Below are 15,992 nucleotides of genomic sequence, written 5' to 3' on the forward strand. Positions count from 1 at the left end.
TCAGCAGTCCAGTGGGTTGCGCTTGTCCGGGTCGATACCGAACTTGACGATAGCGTCTGCAACAACCTTTGGTTCGATCTCGCCGCGGTCAGCCAGGGCTTCCAGGGCAGCCAGCACCACGAAGTGGCGGTCGACTTCGAAGAAGTGACGCAGCTTCTTGCGGCTGTCGCTGCGACCGTAACCGTCGGTACCCAGGACCTTGAACTCTTTGCTCGGTACCCACTGGCGAATCTGCTCGGCGAACAGCTTCATGTAGTCGGTGGAGGCGATGACCGGGCCCTTGCGACCGTTCAGGCACTGCTCGACATAGGTCTGCTGTGGCTTCTGGCCAGGCTTCAGGCGGTTGGCGCGTTCCACGGCCAGGCCGTCGCGACGCAGTTCGTTGAAGCTGGTGACGCTCCACACGTCGGCACCGACGTTGAACTCTTCACGCAGGATCTTCGCTGCTTCGCGGACTTCGCGCAGGATGGTGCCGGAGCCCATCAGCTGTACGTGGTGCGCGGCTTCGCGGGTGTCTTCTTCCAGCAGGTACATGCCCTTGATGATGCCTTCCTCGACACCGGCCGGCATGGCTGGCTGCTGGTAGGATTCGTTCATCACGGTGATGTAGTAGAAGATGTCCTGTTGCTCTTCGGTCATCTTCTTCATGCCGTCCTGGATGATCACCGCCAGCTCGTAGCCGTAGGTTGGATCATAGGTGCGGCAGTTCGGGATGGTGCCCGCCATCATGTGGCTGTGACCGTCTTCGTGCTGCAGGCCTTCACCGTTGAGGGTGGTACGGCCGGCAGTACCGCCGATCAGGAAGCCACGGGTGCGGCTGTCGCCAGCGGCCCAGGCCAGGTCGCCAATACGCTGGAAGCCGAACATCGAGTAGAAGATGTAGAACGGCAGCATCGGCTGGTTGTGGCAGCTGTACGAGGTACCGGCAGCGATGAACGACGACATGGCGCCGGCTTCGTTGATGCCTTCCTCGAGGATCTGGCCCTTCTTGTCTTCGCGGTAGAACATCACCTGGTCTTTATCGACTGGCTCGTAGAGCTGGCCGACCGACGAGTAGATGCCCAGCTGGCGGAACATGCCTTCCATACCGAAGGTACGGGCTTCGTCCGGGATGATCGGGACGATGCGCTGGCCGATTTCCTTGTCCTTGACCAGCTGCGCCAGAATACGCACGAAGGCCATGGTGGTGGAGATTTCGCGGTCACCCGAGCCGTCCAGGATCGCTTTCAGCGTTTCCAGTGGCGGGGTCGGTACGCTGAAGCTCTTGGCGCGGCGCTGTGGCACGAAACCACCCAGGGCAGCACGGCGCTCGGCCAGGTACTTGGCTTCGGCAGAACCTTCTTCCGGCTTGAAGAACGGCAGGTTCTCCAGGTCGGCATCCTTGACCGGGATGTCGAAGCGGTCACGGAAGTGACGCAGGCTGTCGACATCGACCTTCTTGGTGTTGTGCGCGGTGTTCTTGGCTTCGCCGGCACCGGTACCGTAACCCTTGATGGTCTTGGCCAGGATGACGGTAGGCTGGTCCTTGTGGTTGACCGCCTGGTGGTACGCCGCGTAGACCTTGTACGGGTCGTGGCCGCCACGGTTGAGCTTCCAGATCTCTTCGTCGGACAGGTCTTCGACCATGGCCTTGAGCTCTGGGGTGTTGAAGAAGTTTTCACGAACGTACGCGCCGTCTTTGGCTTTGTAGTTCTGGTACTCGCCGTCGATGACTTCGTCCATGCGGCGCTGCAGGGCACCGTTGGTGTCCTTGGCGAACAGTGGGTCCCAGAAGCGGCCCCACACGACCTTGTTGACGTTCCAGCCACCGCCACGGAACACGCCTTCGAGTTCCTGGATGATCTTGCCGTTGCCGCGAACCGGGCCGTCGAGGCGCTGCAGGTTGCAGTTGATGACGAAGATCAGGTTGTCCAGCTTCTCGCGGCCGGCCAGGGCGATTGCGCCCAGGGATTCCGGCTCGTCGCACTCGCCGTCGCCCATGAAGCACCAGACCTTCTGCTTGCCGGCCGGGATGAAGCCACGGGCTTCCAGGTACTTCATGAAACGTGCCTGGTAGATGGCCTGGATCGGGCCCAGACCCATCGAAACGGTCGGGAACTGCCAGAAGTCAGGCATCAGCCATGGGTGCGGGTACGAAGACAGGCCGTTGCCGTCCACTTCCTGACGGAAGTTGTTCATCTGGTCTTCGCTGATGCGGCCTTCCATGAACGCACGGGCGTAGATGCCTGGCGAAGCATGGCCCTGGAAGAAGATCAGGTCGCCGCCGTGTTCTTCGGTCGGGGCCTGGAAGAAGTAGTTGAAGCCGATGTCGTACAGGGTGGCGCTGGAGGCGAAGCTGGAGATGTGTCCGCCCAGGTCCGAGTCTTTCAGGTTGGTACGCATGACCATGGCCAGGGCGTTCCAACGCACCATCGAGCGAATGCGGCGTTCCATGAACAGGTCGCCAGGCATGCGTGCTTCGTGGGTGACAGGGATGGTGTTGCGGTATGGCGTGGTGATCGCATACGGCAGCTGGGAGCCACTACGGGTGGCCAGCTCGCCCATACGGGTCATCAGGTAATGAGCGCGGTCTTCGCCTTCTTTGTCGAGGACCGACTCCAGGGCATCCAGCCATTCCTGGGTTTCGATTGGATCGAGGTCTTGCATGGCTTGCTCCAGGGCGGAAAGGCAACCAGAATCGATTGCCTGAGATTGCGACTGGCCTTATGGGCAGACGTCGTGAATTCTTGGATTACCGGGGTGTCCTCCGGCGCCGTGTAGTTTTACTACATTTGCTTTCGCATTTCATGCTTTTACACGACACGAGTAGTAGTAAAACTACATTTGTGCGACGTTTCGTCGCATGTTGGCTTGTGAGGAAAAACGTTCATGTTGGTTGGCATTGTGTCGCGAACGGGTAATTCTTGATGTTTGTTGCCATTTTTTCGCTTCTTTCAGCTATTTCCAACTTTTGTACGACAGTCTAACCGTGGTCCGGCTTCCCCTTGGCCGCTTCTTCCCCTCTATTTCACGCCGATCAAGGATAGACCATGCGCCTACCTTTGCCGTCCGATCTGCCCGCTTCCCTGCAGCCACTGGTCGCTCGCAACCAGCAATTCATCAGCGATGCCGTGGCTGCCCACCCGGAACTCGACCCCCAGGCCTGGAGCCCTCTGCACCGGCAACAGTTCGACCAGGTAGCCGCCGCCAGCGACTTCGTGCTCGGCCTGGTCCGACGCGAGCCAGCGATGCTGTTCGGCCTGCTGGCCAGTGGCGAGCTGGATCGGAGTTACGCCGCGGGTGAACTGTGCGGGCACATCGCTGCAGCCGCCCAGGCGGCGCAAAGCGAGGAGGAGCTGGCGCGCAACCTGCGCCGCGAGCGCAACCGCCAACAGCTGCGCATCATCTGGCGCGACATCACCCGCCAGGCCGCGCTGGGCGAAACCTGCCGCGACCTGTCCGACCTGGCCGACGCCGCCATCGACGAAGCCTACCAATGGCTGTACCCGCGCCACTGTCAGCAGTTCGGCACGCCTGTCGGCAACCGCAGCGGCCAGCCGCAGCACATGGTGGTGCTGGGCATGGGCAAGCTGGGCGCGGTGGAGCTGAACCTGTCGTCGGACATCGACCTGATCTTCGCCTTCCCCGAAGGCGGCGAAACCGAAGGGGTGAAGCGCTCGCTGGACAACCAGGAGTTCTTCACCCGCCTGGGCCAGCGCCTGATCAAGGCGCTGGACCCGGTCACCGTCGACGGTTTCGTTTTCCGCGTCGACATGCGCCTGCGCCCGTATGGTTCGGCCGGCGCGCTGGTGCTCAGCTTCAATGCCCTGGAGCAGTACTACCAGGACCAGGGCCGTGACTGGGAACGCTACGCGATGATCAAGGCGCGGGTTGTGGCCGGCGACCAGGCGACCGGGGCACAGTTGCAGGAGATGCTGCGGCCGTTCGTGTACCGCCGCTACCTGGACTTTTCCGCGATCGAAGCGCTGCGCAGCATGAAGCAGCTGATCCAGCAGGAAGTGCGGCGCAAGGGCATGGCCGACAACATAAAGCTGGGTGCCGGGGGGATTCGTGAGGTGGAATTCATCGCTCAGGCTTTCCAGCTGATCCACGGCGGGCGCGACCTCAGCCTGCAACAGCGGCCGCTGCTTAAAGTGCTGGCCACCCTCGAGGGCCAGGGCTACCTACCGCCAGCCGTGGTCGCCGAGCTGCGCGAGGGTTATGAGTTCCTGCGTTATACCGAACACGCCATCCAGGCCATCGCCGACCGCCAGACGCAGATGCTGCCGGACAACGAGATCGATCAGGCGCGGGTGGCCTACATGCTTGGCTATGCCGACTGGCAAAGCTTCCATGACCAGCTGACGCACTGGCGTGGCCGTATTGACTGGCACTTCCGCCAAGTGATCGCCGACCCGGATGATGAAGACGGCGAGGGCGAGCTGGTGGTGGGGGGGGAATGGTCACCGCTGTGGGAGCAGGCACAGGATGAAGATGCGGCTGGCCGTCAGCTGCAAGAGGCCGGTTTCCAGCAGCCTGCCGAAGCCCTGCGGCGCCTGGCCGCGCTGCGCTCCAGCCCGCAGCTGCGTTCGATGCAGCGGATTGGCCGTGAGCGCCTGGACGCCTTTATCCCACGGTTGCTGGCCCAGGCTGTGGAACATGACAACCCCGACCTGGTGCTCGAGCGCGTGCTGCCGCTGGTCGAGGCCGTGGCACGGCGTTCCGCCTACCTGGTGCTGCTCACCGAAAACCCCGGGGCCTTGCGCCGCTTGCTGACACTGTGCGCCGCCAGCCCGTGGATTGCCGAGCAGATTGCCCGCTACCCGCTGCTGCTCGACGAGCTACTTAACGAAGGCCGCCTGTTCAGCCCGCCACTGGCGCCGGAGCTGGCCAGCGAACTGCGCGAACGCCTGACACGCATTCCCGAGGACGACCTGGAACAGCAAATGGAGGCGCTGCGCCACTTCAAGCTGGCCCACAGCCTGCGCGTGGCCGCTTCGGAAATCAGCGGCAACCTGCCGCTGATGAAAGTCAGCGACTACCTGACCTGGCTGGCCGAGGCCATCCTCGACCAGGTACTGGCCCTGGCCTGGCGCCAGACCGTGGCCCGCCACGGCCAGCCCAGGCGCAGCGACGGCAGCCTGTGCGACCCGGGCTTCATCATCATCGGCTACGGCAAGGTAGGTGGCCTGGAGCTGGGTCACGGATCGGACCTGGACCTGGTATTCATCCATGACGGCGACCCGCAGGCGGAAACCGACGGCGCCAAGCCGATCGACAGTGCGCAGTTCTTCACGCGCCTCGGCCAGCGCATCATTCACCTGCTGACCACCCAGACCAACTCGGGCCAGCTGTATGACGTGGACATGCGCCTGCGCCCGTCGGGTGCCTCGGGCCTGCTGGTGAGCTCGCTGGGAGCGTTCGAGCGCTACCAGCAGAACGAGGCCTGGACCTGGGAGCACCAGGCCCTGGTGCGGGCCCGGGTGCTGGTGGGCTGCAAGCAGGTGGGCACGGCATTCGAAGGCGTGCGCGCCAAGGTGTTGGGCCAGGCCCGCGACCTGGAAAAACTGCGCAGCGAAGTGAGCGAAATGCGCGCCAAGATGCGCGACAACCTCGGCACCAAGGCCACCGCTGCCGGTACCGCAGCCAACGCCTTCGAGGCCGGTGTGCCGTTCGATATCAAGCAGGATGCCGGCGGTATCGTCGATATCGAATTTATGGTGCAATACGCCGCTTTGGCCTGGTCCCACGACCACCCGGCCATACTCCGATGGACCGATAACATCCGCATTCTGGAAGAGCTGGAGCAGGCGGGTTTGATGCCGGCCAGTGACGCGGTGCTGTTGCGTGAAGTGTACAAGGCGTTCCGCTCGGCCTCGCACCGCCAGGCCCTGCAGAAGCAGGCCGGGGTTATCGATGCGGCGCAGTTTGCCGATGAACGCCGCGAAGTGCGGCGGATCTGGGGTGAATTGGGTTTGACTTGAGATTGCTGGGGCCGCTTTGCGGCCCATCGCGACACAAGGCCGCTCCTACAGGAGATCGCATTCCCTTGTAGGAGCGGCCTTGTGTCGCGATGGGCTGCAAAGCAGCCCCAAAGGCTCATGCCTCACCACCGGTGGTACACTGTCCGCCACATAGCCTGAATATAAAGAGGGGAGGCCAGGCTGTACCGCAGCCTGTAGCCTCCCCGAGCGTTTCTGGACTAAGCATGAGAATACTGATCATTGGCCCCAGCTGGGTCGGCGACATGGTGATGGCGCAGACCCTGTTCCAGTGCCTGAAACAGCAGCATCCCGACTGCGTGATCGATGTGCTGGCCCCCGAGTGGAGCCGGCCGATCCTCGAACGCATGCCCGAGGTCCGTCAGGCCCTGAGCTTCCCGCTCGGCCACGGCGCACTGGAACTGGCCACGCGGCGACGCATCGGCAAGTCCTTGGCCGGCCAGTACGACCAGGCCATCCTGCTGCCCAACTCGCTGAAGTCGGCGCTGGTGCCGTTCTTTGCCGGTATCCCCAAGCGCACCGGCTGGCGCGGCGAAATGCGCTTCGGCCTGCTCAACGACGTGCGCAAGCTGGACAAGGCCCGTTACCCGCTGATGATCGAGCGCTTCATGGCCCTGGCTTACGCACCCGGCGCCGAGCTGCCGCAGCCGTACCCGCGCCCCAGCCTGCAGATCGAAGCGCAAAGCCGCGACGCCGCCCTGGCCAAGTTCGGCCTGGAGCTGGACCGCCCGGTGCTGGCGCTGTGCCCCGGTGCCGAGTTCGGCGAGGCCAAGCGCTGGCCGGCCGAGCACTACGCCACCGTGGCCGATGCGATGATCCGCCAGGGCTGGCAGGTGTGGCTGTTCGGCTCGAAGAACGATCACCCGGTCGGTGAGCAGATTCGCGATCGGCTGATCCCGGGCTTGCGTGAAGAGTCGTCCAACCTGGCCGGCGAAACCTCGCTGGCCGAGGCCATCGACCTGATGTCCTGCGCCCATGCCGTGGTGTCCAACGACTCGGGCCTGATGCACGTGGCCGCCGCGCTGAACCGCCCGCTGGTGGCGGTGTACGGCTCGACCTCGCCGGGCTTTACCCCGCCGCTGGCCGAGCACGTGGAAGTGGTGCGCACCGGCATCGAGTGCAGCCCGTGCTTCGACCGCACCTGCCGCTTCGGCCACTACAACTGCCTGCGCCTGCTGGAACCGGGCAAAGTCATCGCTGCCCTGCACAGCCTGACCGGGCCGGACCTGATCGATACCGTGGCCGAGGTCGACTAAGTGCGGGTACTGATCATCAAGACTTCGTCGCTGGGTGATGTGATCCACACCTTGCCGGCGCTTACCGATGCCGCCCACGCCATCCCGGGCATCCGCTTCGACTGGGTGGTGGAAGAAGGCTTCGCCGAAATCCCCAGCTGGCACCCGGCGGTCGACCAGGTGATCCCGGTGGCCATTCGCCGCTGGCGCAAGAACCTCTGGCAAACCATCAAGAGCGGCGAGTGGAAGGCGTTCAAGCAACGTGTACGCGAGCGCAAGTACGACCTGGTGATCGACGCCCAGGGCCTGGTCAAATCGGCCTGGCTGACCCGCTACGTGAAGGCTCCGGTGGCCGGCCTGGACCGCTATTCGGCCCGCGAAGGCTGGGCCAGCCGCTTCTATGACCGGCGCCTGTCGGTTGCCACCGGCCAGCACGCGGTGGAGCGGGTGCGCCAGCTGTTCGCCATGGCCCTGGCCTACGACCTGCCGGAAGGCATCGGCAACTACGGCCTGGACCTCGAGCGCCTGCAACTGCCGCCGGCCGCCCCCTATGTGGTGTTCCTGCATGGCACCACCTGGGCGACCAAGCACTGGCCCGAAGCCTACTGGCGCGAACTGGCCGAGCGCATGGGCCGGCGCAAGCTGGAGGTGCGCCTGCCGTGGGGCAACCCGGCCGAGAAGGCGCGGGCCGAGCGCATCGCCCAGGGCTTGAACAACTGCCAGGTGCTCCCCAAATTGAACCTTGCCGGCGTCGCACGCGTGTTGGCGGCGGCAAAAGCCTGCGTGGCGGTCGATACCGGCCTCGGCCACCTGGCGGCGGCACTCGATGTGCCCACCATTTCGCTGTTCGGCCCTACCAACCCGGGCCTGACTGGCGCCTACGGACGGACCCAGATTCACCAGGCCAGTGACTGGCCCTGCGCGCCCTGCCTGCAGAAGAAGTGCACCTACAAACCGAGCGCCGACGACCTGCGCCGGTTCGATCTGAAACGCGAGTGGCCATTGTGCTTCACTCGCCTGAATCCCGAGCATGTGGCGAGCCGCTTGAGCGCGTTGCTGCTGGCTGAGGATGTCCGTTGATGCAACTGGCTTTCGTGCTTTACAAATATTTCCCCTTCGGCGGGCTGCAGCGCGACTTCATGCGCATTGCCCTGGAATGCCAGAAGCGGGGCCACCAGATCCGTGTGTACACGTTGATCTGGGAGGGTGACATTCCGCCGGGCTTCGAAGTGCTGGTGGCGCCGGTGAAGGCGATTTTCAACCACCGCCGCAACGAGAAGCTCAGCGCCTGGATGGCCGCCGACCTGGCCAAGCGCCCGGTCGACCGCCTGATCGGCTTCAACAAGATGCCTGGGCTGGATGTGTACTACGCCGCCGACGGCTGCTTCGAGGACAAGGCGCAGACCCTGCGTGGCGGCCTGTACCGCCGCTGGGGTCGTTACCGGCACTTTGCCGAATACGAACGCGCGGTGTTCGCCAAGGACGCCCATACCGAAGTGCTGATGATTTCCGAAGTGCAGCAGCCGCTGTTCATCAAGCACTACGGCACCCCGGTGGAGCGTTTCCACCTGCTGCCGCCGGGCATTTCCCAGGACCGCCGCGCGCCGGCCAATGCCGGCGAAATCCGCACCGAGTTCCGCAAGGAATTCAACCTGGGCAATGACGACCTGCTGCTGGTGCAGATTGGCTCGGGCTTCAAGACCAAGGGTGTTGACCGCAGCCTGAAGGCCCTGGCCGCACTGCCGTCGACCCTGCGCAAACGCACCAGGCTGATGGTGATCGGCCAGGATGACCCCAAGGTGTTCCAGCTGCAAAGCGCTACCTTGGGCCTGGGCGAGCAGGTGCAGTTCCTCAAGGGCCGCAGCGACATCCCGCGCTTTCTGCTTGGCGCCGACCTGCTGATCCACCCGGCGTACAACGAGAACACCGGCACGGTGCTGCTCGAGGCACTGGTGGCCGGCCTGCCGGTGCTGGTCTCCAAAGTATGCGGCTACGCCCACTATATCGCTGAGGCCGACAGTGGCCTGGTGCTGGACGAGCCGTTCGAGCAGGAACAGCTCAATGGCTACCTGCAGCGCATGCTCGAAGACCAGCAGGCCCGCGCCAGTTGGTCGCGCAACGGCCTGGCGTTTGCTGAAACCGCCGATCTGTACAGCATGCCGCAGCATGCCGCCGACGTGATCCTGGGGCAGGAGTCCGCATGAAGCTGATACTGGCCGAACCGTTCAAGCGCCTGTGGGCCGGGCGTGATGCCTTCGATGCCGTGGAGGCGCTGCAAGGCGAGGTCTATCGCGAACTGGAAGGGCGCCGCACGCTGCGCACCGAAGTCGCTGGCGAGGGCTTTTTCGTCAAGATCCACCGCGGCATCGGCTGGGGCGAGATCTTCAAGAACCTGCTCACCGCCAAGCTGCCGGTACTCGGCGCCGGCCAGGAATGGCAGGCCATACAGCGCCTGCACCAGGTTGGCGTGCCGACCATGACAGCCGTCGCCTATGGCGAGCGTGGCAGCAACCCGGCCGCGCAGCACTCGTTCATCATCACCGAAGAGCTGGCGCCGACCATCAGCCTGGAAGACTTCAGCATCGACTGGGTCAGGCAGCCGCCCGAGCCGCGCCTGAAGCGCGCGCTGATCGCCGAAGTGGCGAAGATGACCGGCGGCATGCACCGCGCCGGGGTCAACCACCGCGACTGCTACATCTGCCACTTCCTGCTGCACACCGACCGCCCGGTGACGGCGGAAGACTTCAAACTGTCGGTAATCGACCTGCACCGCGCGCAGACCCGGGCGAAAATCAGCCGCCGCTGGCGCGACAAGGACCTGGCCGCGCTGTACTTCTCGGCGCTGGACATCGGCCTGACCCAGCGCGACAAGCTGCGCTTCCTGCGCGGTTACTTCCAGCGCCCGCTGCGGCAAGTCCTGAAGGATGAAGCCGCGCTGCTCGCCTGGCTGGAGCGCAAGGCGCAGAAACTCTACGATCGCAAGCAACGCTATGGGGATGCACTCTGATGGCGGGGTGGACACTGGCGCCGGGCTACGAACACCTGGCGGCGGACTTCGGCAGCCTCGATGCTGTATTTGCCCTGCAAGGCGAGCGCCTGACCCGCGACCCGCTCAGTGAGGTGGTGCGTATCACGCGTGACGGGGTCAATTATTACGTCAAGCGCTACACCGGGGCCGGCAAGCACATGCGCCGTTACCTGGGCCGGCCGCGGATCAAGGCCGAATGGCAGAACCTCAAGCAGTTCGCCAAGTGGGACATCCCCACTGCCGAAGTGGTGGCCTGGGGCCTGGAGCGCAATGGCCTGGCCTTTGGCCGGGGGGCCATGATCACCCGCGAACTGCCGCATACCGAAGACTTGTCGGCGCTGGCCGAGCGCAACGATGCACGCCTGGCCGATCGCGCCTGGGTCGGGCATGTCAGCAGCCAGCTGGCGCGCCACACCCGGGTCATGCACCAGCACCACTTCGCCCATAACGACCTGAAATGGCGCAACTTGCTGGTCGACGACCAGGGCACGCTATTCTTCATCGACTGCCCCACCGGCGATTTCTGGCGCGGCTTCATGTGGCGGCACCGGATGATCAAGGACCTTGCATGCCTGGACAAAGTGGCCAAATACCATCTGTCGGCGACCCAGCGCCTGCGTTTCTACCTGCAATATCGTGGCCGCGATCGGCTGAATGTGCGTGACAAGAAGCGCATTCGCCAGGTGGTGAGCTTTTTCGAGGGAAGGGAATGACCGATTACCTGGCCAGCGCGGACCTCGCGCTGCTCAAGCGCCATGGCCTGGACGACTTCGAGGCGCTGTGGGCGCTGCAACTGGATGCCGTGGACGAACCGAACACCGGCCGCGGTGGCTGGAGCAGCGTGTACCGCCTGGAACTCGAGGGCAAGGGCTACTACCTCAAGCGCCAGAGCGACTACCTGACCCGTACCCTGCACCGGCCATTCGGCGAGCCGACCTTCGCCCGCGAATTCCGCAACATCAGCCGTTACCAGAAACTGCAGATTCCGGCCTTGCAGGCGGTGTTCTACGGCGAGCGCAAGAAAGGCGGCACGCACCGGGCGATCCTGATGACTCGTGCTCTGGACGAATGGGCCGACCTCGACAGCTTGTTGGCCCGGTGGCCACAACTGAGCGATGCCGAACGCAATGGTGTCCTGCAGGCCTGCGGCCAGCTGGCGCGCACCCTGCACCGTGCCGGCCAGGTGCATGGTTGCTTCTACCCCAAGCACATCTTCCTGCGTCAGCGCCGCGAAGGCTGGGACGCGCAACTGATCGACCTGGAGAAGACCCGACCCCTGCTGTTCGGCATGCGTGACCGCCTCAAGGACCTGGAGCCGTTGCTGCGCCGCGCACCGGTCTGGGGCGAGCGCGATGTACGTACCTTGCTGGCCAGCTACCTGGCGCAGCCTGCCGATGGCACGCTGGTCGATACCTGGCTGCAACGCCTGACGCAACGCCGTCGTGAAAAAGAGGCCCGCTGATGCGTTTGTCTGAATTGAAAGAGGCCGGGCGCAGCCCCTCGTTGCCCCTGAGCATCACCCTGGCCGATGCCGCCGGCACGGCCGACCTGCAATTGCTCAGCCTGCTGCGCGTGCTGCCGGGCCAGCGCTATGTGGGTGCCGGCGTGTGGCGCGGTACCCCGGTGCTGGCCAAGCTGCTGGTCGGTGGTAACGCTGCACGGCATTTCCAGCGCGAATTGCAAGGCGTGAAACTGCTGGCCGAGCAGGGCCTGACCACGCCGAAGCTGCTGGCCGACGGCCTCAAGGAAGGCGAGGGCGGCTGGCTGCTGTTCGAATTCCTCGACGGCGCCGAGAGCCTGGCCGATGCCTGGGCGGCAGTGGAGAGCTTGCCGGTGTTGGCAGACGAGCAGCATCTGGTGCTGGGCGAGGCGCTCACCGCAGTGGCGCACATGCACGCCCGGGGCCTGTGGCAGGAAGACCTGCACCTGGACAACCTGCTGCGCCACGGCGGCAAGCTGTACCTGATCGACGGCGCCGGCATCAAGGCCGAAACGCCTGGCCAGCAGCTGTCACGCCCGCGTGTGCTGGAAAACCTGGGGGTGTTCTTCGCTCAGCTCCCCAAGCGCCTGGAGCCTTTCATCGAAGAATTGCTGGTGCACTATCTGCTGGCCAACGCCGAGCATGCGCTGCCGCTGGAAGCCCTGCAGAAGCAGGTAGACAAGGTGCGCAGCTGGCGCCAGAAGGATTACCTGGAAAAGGCTGGTCGTGAATGCAGCCTGTTCAGTGTCGAGCGCAGCCTTTCGGGCTTGCGGGCAATCCGCCGCGACGAGGTCGAAGCCATGCTGCCGGTACTGGAGCAGGCCGATGCGTTGATCGACCAGGGTCACCTGTACAAGACCGGTGGTGCGGCCAGTGTGGCGCGCATCGAGGTTGGCGGGCGCACGCTGGTGCTCAAGCGCTACAACATCAAGAACACCGCGCACTGGTTCAAGCGCTTCTGGCGCCCGAGCCGGGCCTGGCATTCCTGGATCGAAGGCCATCGCCTGGAGTTCCTCGACATTGCCACGCCGCGTCCACTCGCGGTGCTGGAGCAACGGGTGATGGGGCTGCGAAGCCGTGCCTACCTGGTCACCGAGTATATCGATGGCCCAGACCTGGCCGAATGCTTCGCGCCCTACGTGGATAACGGCGATGCGCCTGAGGAGCAGGTGGATGCCCTGGTGCATGTGATGCAGCAACTGATTCGCGAGCGTATCAGCCACGGCGACTTCAAGGGCCACAACCTGTTCTGGCACAACGGCCAATGGTCGCTGATCGACCTCGACGCCATGTGCCAGCACGCCACCCAGCTCAGCTTCGCCCCGGCCTACGCCCGTGATCGGGCGCGGCTGCTGCGCAACTGGCCGAGTGGCAGTGCCTTGCATCAGCGGCTGGACCGGCTGTTGCCCAAGCTGGCCGAGTAATCCGCCGGCAGTGCCAGCCAGTCGCTGCTGCGGCCTGGCTGGCGCACGCGAATGCGCCATTGGCCGCCCTGTTGGCGCAATACTGCCCAGGCGTGGACTGCGCCCAGTGCCTTCTCGGGCAGCAGCAAATGGTATTGCCCGGCAAGCAGGTGCCGTCGAACCGGCAACTGATGGTTACCCAACTGCAAATAGAGTTGCCCCCCAGCGTCGTGCAGGTCGGCGTCCCCTGCCACCGGTTCGCCCGCTAATGGTTGTTGCAGGCGTACCTCTTCCAACAGGTGGGCTATGTCAGGCAACCCGTCATGCCAAAGCACGATGGAATCGACCACCCAATTGCCGTTGCGCAGCCGTTTGATCGGCAGTTGCGCGTAGGCATCCGGCTGCCTGGGGTCGAGAACCCGCCAGCGATAGCCGTCGAAGTGGACGTTGTACAACCTCCCCTGGCTGTCCTTGACGAAGTACCGGTCCGGGCCTGGCACGCTGTTGATCTGTTCGTACACTTCCTCGCCATGAACGCCGTCGATCCGGTAGCGCAGCTTGCTCACATCCACGGCCGCTTCGTGGGTATTCGGCAGTGGGCGCGGAGGTTGCGGCGGCAGGCCGCGCATCGCCCGGCGCATGAGGGGCGAACCAGCGAAACTGGACAACCCGTCGGCGCTGTGGCTCAAAGCAGCCATGGCGTGGTGGAAGGTCGCTGCATAATCCTCTTTTTCCAGGGCTTCGAAGCCGTCCCACAGCGAAATCGACATACGGCCGAAGGCCAGGGCTGACATTGTCGGGGCCGGTAGCACGAGGCTGATCATGTCGAGAACCAGGCGCAGCGTCGACAGCCCGTACTCGCCGAGCAGCTCGCGGTTGCTGCGGCTGTTGGTATCGGCCTCGGCGATCATGGCGTGGACCTGGGCCTTGTAAAGGGCATCGAAGAGGTTGCCGTTGATCATTGTTCTTTGCACATATGGCCCGAGGCGGCCTTTGCGCACCAACTTGTCGAGCCGCTTGCCATCAGCCAGAGGCGCGCGCTGGATCATGTACTTTCGCAAGGACGGCGTGCTGCGAAGGGTTCTGAGCAGCGCCCGGGTATCGGGGTATTCACGCCATGCGCGCCGGTCGGGAGCGTCCGGCGTATACAGCACCAGCGACGGCTGGTTGTCGCTCTCGGCATTGAGCAGCAGTACCCCTTGCAGCGTGTGCCCGTCGATGATCAGTTGGCGCACCGCGATACGATGCTCGTCGATGGTAGGGCGCCAATTGTTGTCGGGGTGGTCGGTGACGGCTTTGACCCAGCGATAGCCCCGCTCGTGGGTATCGTTCAGAAAGTGCCTGGCATAGCGGGCCTTGGCCGCCTCGGCGCGCATGCGGGCGCGGTTCATGTTGCCGTGGCATTGCATGCGCCAGCGCGCACCTGGAGACTCCAGCAGGTGGGTTCGCAGGTAGCGGATGTAGCCACTGCCGGCGTCTAGCTCACGCACCAGGCGCTTTACCCCTTCCGCGGATATTGATTCCAGCGTGGAGCCGTCTTCGTGGTGTATTCGGGCAGTCAGCCAGTAATCGACGTCGAACCAGCCGATGTTCAACAGGGCCAGCTCGTCCAGGCGGTAGGTGGTGGTTACCAGCTCGATGGTGTCACCGACATGACGACGGTTGGCAACGGCCACGTAACCCGAAGGTGCCAGCGGGTTGATCAGCGGGCCGGTGCGGTGTGCAAGTGTGACGGTTATGCAGATTTTTTCGGCAGGCAATTCGATGGAGAATTCGCGCCGCAGCGCCTTGCCGAGGCGTTCGCGCACCCATGCCAGCAGGTGGTGGCGACTGCCGAACGCCTCAAGGGTCAAAAGGCCGGGTGCAGCGGCCTGTGTGATGGCCCCGGCGAGCTCCTGGATCGTTTGCATGATGTGCGTCAGGCTTTGCGTGGAGCTCTGGCGCAGCCAGGCGGGCAGGTGTTTTTCCAGCAGCAGCGCATAACGGGTGGACAACGCATATTGGCTGCCCATGAGATCGGTCAGTGACTGCTGTTTGGACAGGGTGCTTTTCAGTGCCGGTAGATCCGGGTTCTGGTCAAGCGCCCAGGCGGCGTGCCAGGCGATGGTGAGCCTTTGATGCTGCGCGTCGATCACGTCAGTGGCCTGATGTTCGACCAGGTCGCCGGTAAACCACTCGTAGCGCAGCCGGTCGGCACACCGGACCAGTTGCTGGTCCTGCAGGCGGGGTAGCAGTTGCAGCATTGGCCGGCTTTGCATGGGGTCGTCCAGGCGCTCGCACAGCTCCCTATGCAGTTCGGCCAGGTTGGCGAAGCCTTCAACGCCATGAGAAACGCTGCACAGCAGTGCCTGGCCCGTGGCTGTTGCAGGCTCGGCAACGGCCCCTTCCGGTGCGTCTGCCACCAATACCAGCACGCCGGGTAACGGCAACCGGCCATGGGGGCTTGAAAGGTTGAATACCGGCCGATAAACCTGGGCCCGGTGGGTGTCTGGCAGGTGGTTGCGCTGCCAGGGTAGCGGCAGCTCCAGGGAGGTGCGCAGCAGGCTGATGTGGCTGTAGTCCAGGGTCTGGTCGGCAAGGCGCAGTTCCAGCTCGGCCAGAAGTTGCTCATGACGCAGTTCGCGCAGTTGTCGGGCGCGGCTGTGGCCTGCTTCGACAGGGTCGTTCCAGAACGCTGCCAGGTCACCGAAAAAACGCTGACGTATGGCGGCCGGTTCCGTTTCACCCGCCAGTTCGGGCTTGCCTTGCTCAAGGGCGATGAGTTGTTGATCGAGCGCTTCGAGGCGCTGCAAAGGTGTCATGGTAAAGCTCCAGGGAAGATGGCAGCCAACCATGTCGCAGCAGAAGAGGGGGCGTGTATTACCC

At 64.1% G+C, this 15,992-nt stretch carries 10 protein-coding genes; 8 read left to right on the forward strand and 2 right to left on the reverse strand.

Annotated elements, in window-relative coordinates; genetic code table 11:
* Positions 1–2,646: a pyruvate dehydrogenase (acetyl-transferring), homodimeric type gene (aceE, locus tag ACK56M_RS02030; RefSeq protein WP_003258640.1), complete on the reverse strand. Its 2,646-nt coding sequence runs from the start codon at positions 2,644–2,646 to the stop codon at positions 1–3.
* A 383-nt stretch (positions 2,647–3,029) separates the two neighbouring features.
* Here aceE and glnE point away from each other — a divergent pair, with 383 nt between their 5' ends.
* The 8 genes from glnE (at position 3,030) to ACK56M_RS02070 (ending at position 13,148) form a co-directional block, all read left to right on the forward strand.
* Positions 3,030–5,963, forward strand: coding sequence for a bifunctional [glutamate--ammonia ligase]-adenylyl-L-tyrosine phosphorylase/[glutamate--ammonia-ligase] adenylyltransferase (gene glnE / locus ACK56M_RS02035; RefSeq protein ID WP_411959237.1), 2,934 nt, complete (start codon positions 3,030–3,032; stop codon positions 5,961–5,963).
* A 224-nt stretch (positions 5,964–6,187) separates the two neighbouring features.
* A complete protein-coding gene (gene waaF / locus ACK56M_RS02040; RefSeq protein ID WP_013970536.1) occupies positions 6,188–7,237 on the forward strand; it encodes a lipopolysaccharide heptosyltransferase II in 1,050 nt (349 codons plus the stop codon).
* Positions 7,238–8,296: a lipopolysaccharide heptosyltransferase I gene (waaC, locus tag ACK56M_RS02045; RefSeq protein ID WP_015268679.1), complete on the forward strand. Its 1,059-nt coding sequence runs from the start codon at positions 7,238–7,240 to the stop codon at positions 8,294–8,296.
* Complete coding sequence (locus ACK56M_RS02050) at positions 8,296–9,420, forward strand: glycosyltransferase family 4 protein (protein WP_015268680.1); 1,125 nt, start codon at positions 8,296–8,298, stop codon at positions 9,418–9,420. The genes waaC and ACK56M_RS02050 overlap by 1 nt, the downstream gene beginning before the upstream one ends.
* Entirely contained in the window at positions 9,417–10,223 is an 807-nt protein-coding gene (gene rfaP, locus ACK56M_RS02055; RefSeq protein WP_013970539.1) for a lipopolysaccharide core heptose(I) kinase RfaP, read from the forward strand. Before ACK56M_RS02050 ends, rfaP begins: the two co-directional genes overlap by 4 nt.
* On the forward strand, positions 10,223–10,957 hold the full coding sequence (locus tag ACK56M_RS02060; protein ID WP_015268681.1) for a lipopolysaccharide kinase InaA family protein: 735 nt from the start codon (positions 10,223–10,225) through the stop codon (positions 10,955–10,957). The genes rfaP and ACK56M_RS02060 overlap by 1 nt, the downstream gene beginning before the upstream one ends.
* Entirely contained in the window at positions 10,954–11,706 is a 753-nt protein-coding gene (locus ACK56M_RS02065; RefSeq protein ID WP_015268682.1) for a lipopolysaccharide kinase InaA family protein, read from the forward strand. The genes ACK56M_RS02060 and ACK56M_RS02065 overlap by 4 nt, the downstream gene beginning before the upstream one ends.
* Positions 11,706–13,148 (forward strand): lipopolysaccharide kinase InaA family protein, encoded by a 1,443-nt coding sequence (locus ACK56M_RS02070; RefSeq protein ID WP_013970541.1) that lies wholly within the window; start codon positions 11,706–11,708, stop codon positions 13,146–13,148. The genes ACK56M_RS02065 and ACK56M_RS02070 overlap by 1 nt, the downstream gene beginning before the upstream one ends.
* Here ACK56M_RS02070 and ACK56M_RS02075 read toward each other — a convergent pair.
* Positions 13,109–15,928 (reverse strand): dermonecrotic toxin domain-containing protein, encoded by a 2,820-nt coding sequence (locus tag ACK56M_RS02075; protein ID WP_411959238.1) that lies wholly within the window; start codon positions 15,926–15,928, stop codon positions 13,109–13,111. The two genes, ACK56M_RS02070 and ACK56M_RS02075, sit on opposite strands and share 40 nt — an antisense overlap.
* Positions 15,929–15,992: the final 64 nt, after the last annotated feature.

Source organism: Pseudomonas sp. s4 (assembly GCF_046764235.1).
GTDB lineage: Bacteria > Pseudomonadota > Gammaproteobacteria > Pseudomonadales > Pseudomonadaceae > Aquipseudomonas > Aquipseudomonas asiatica.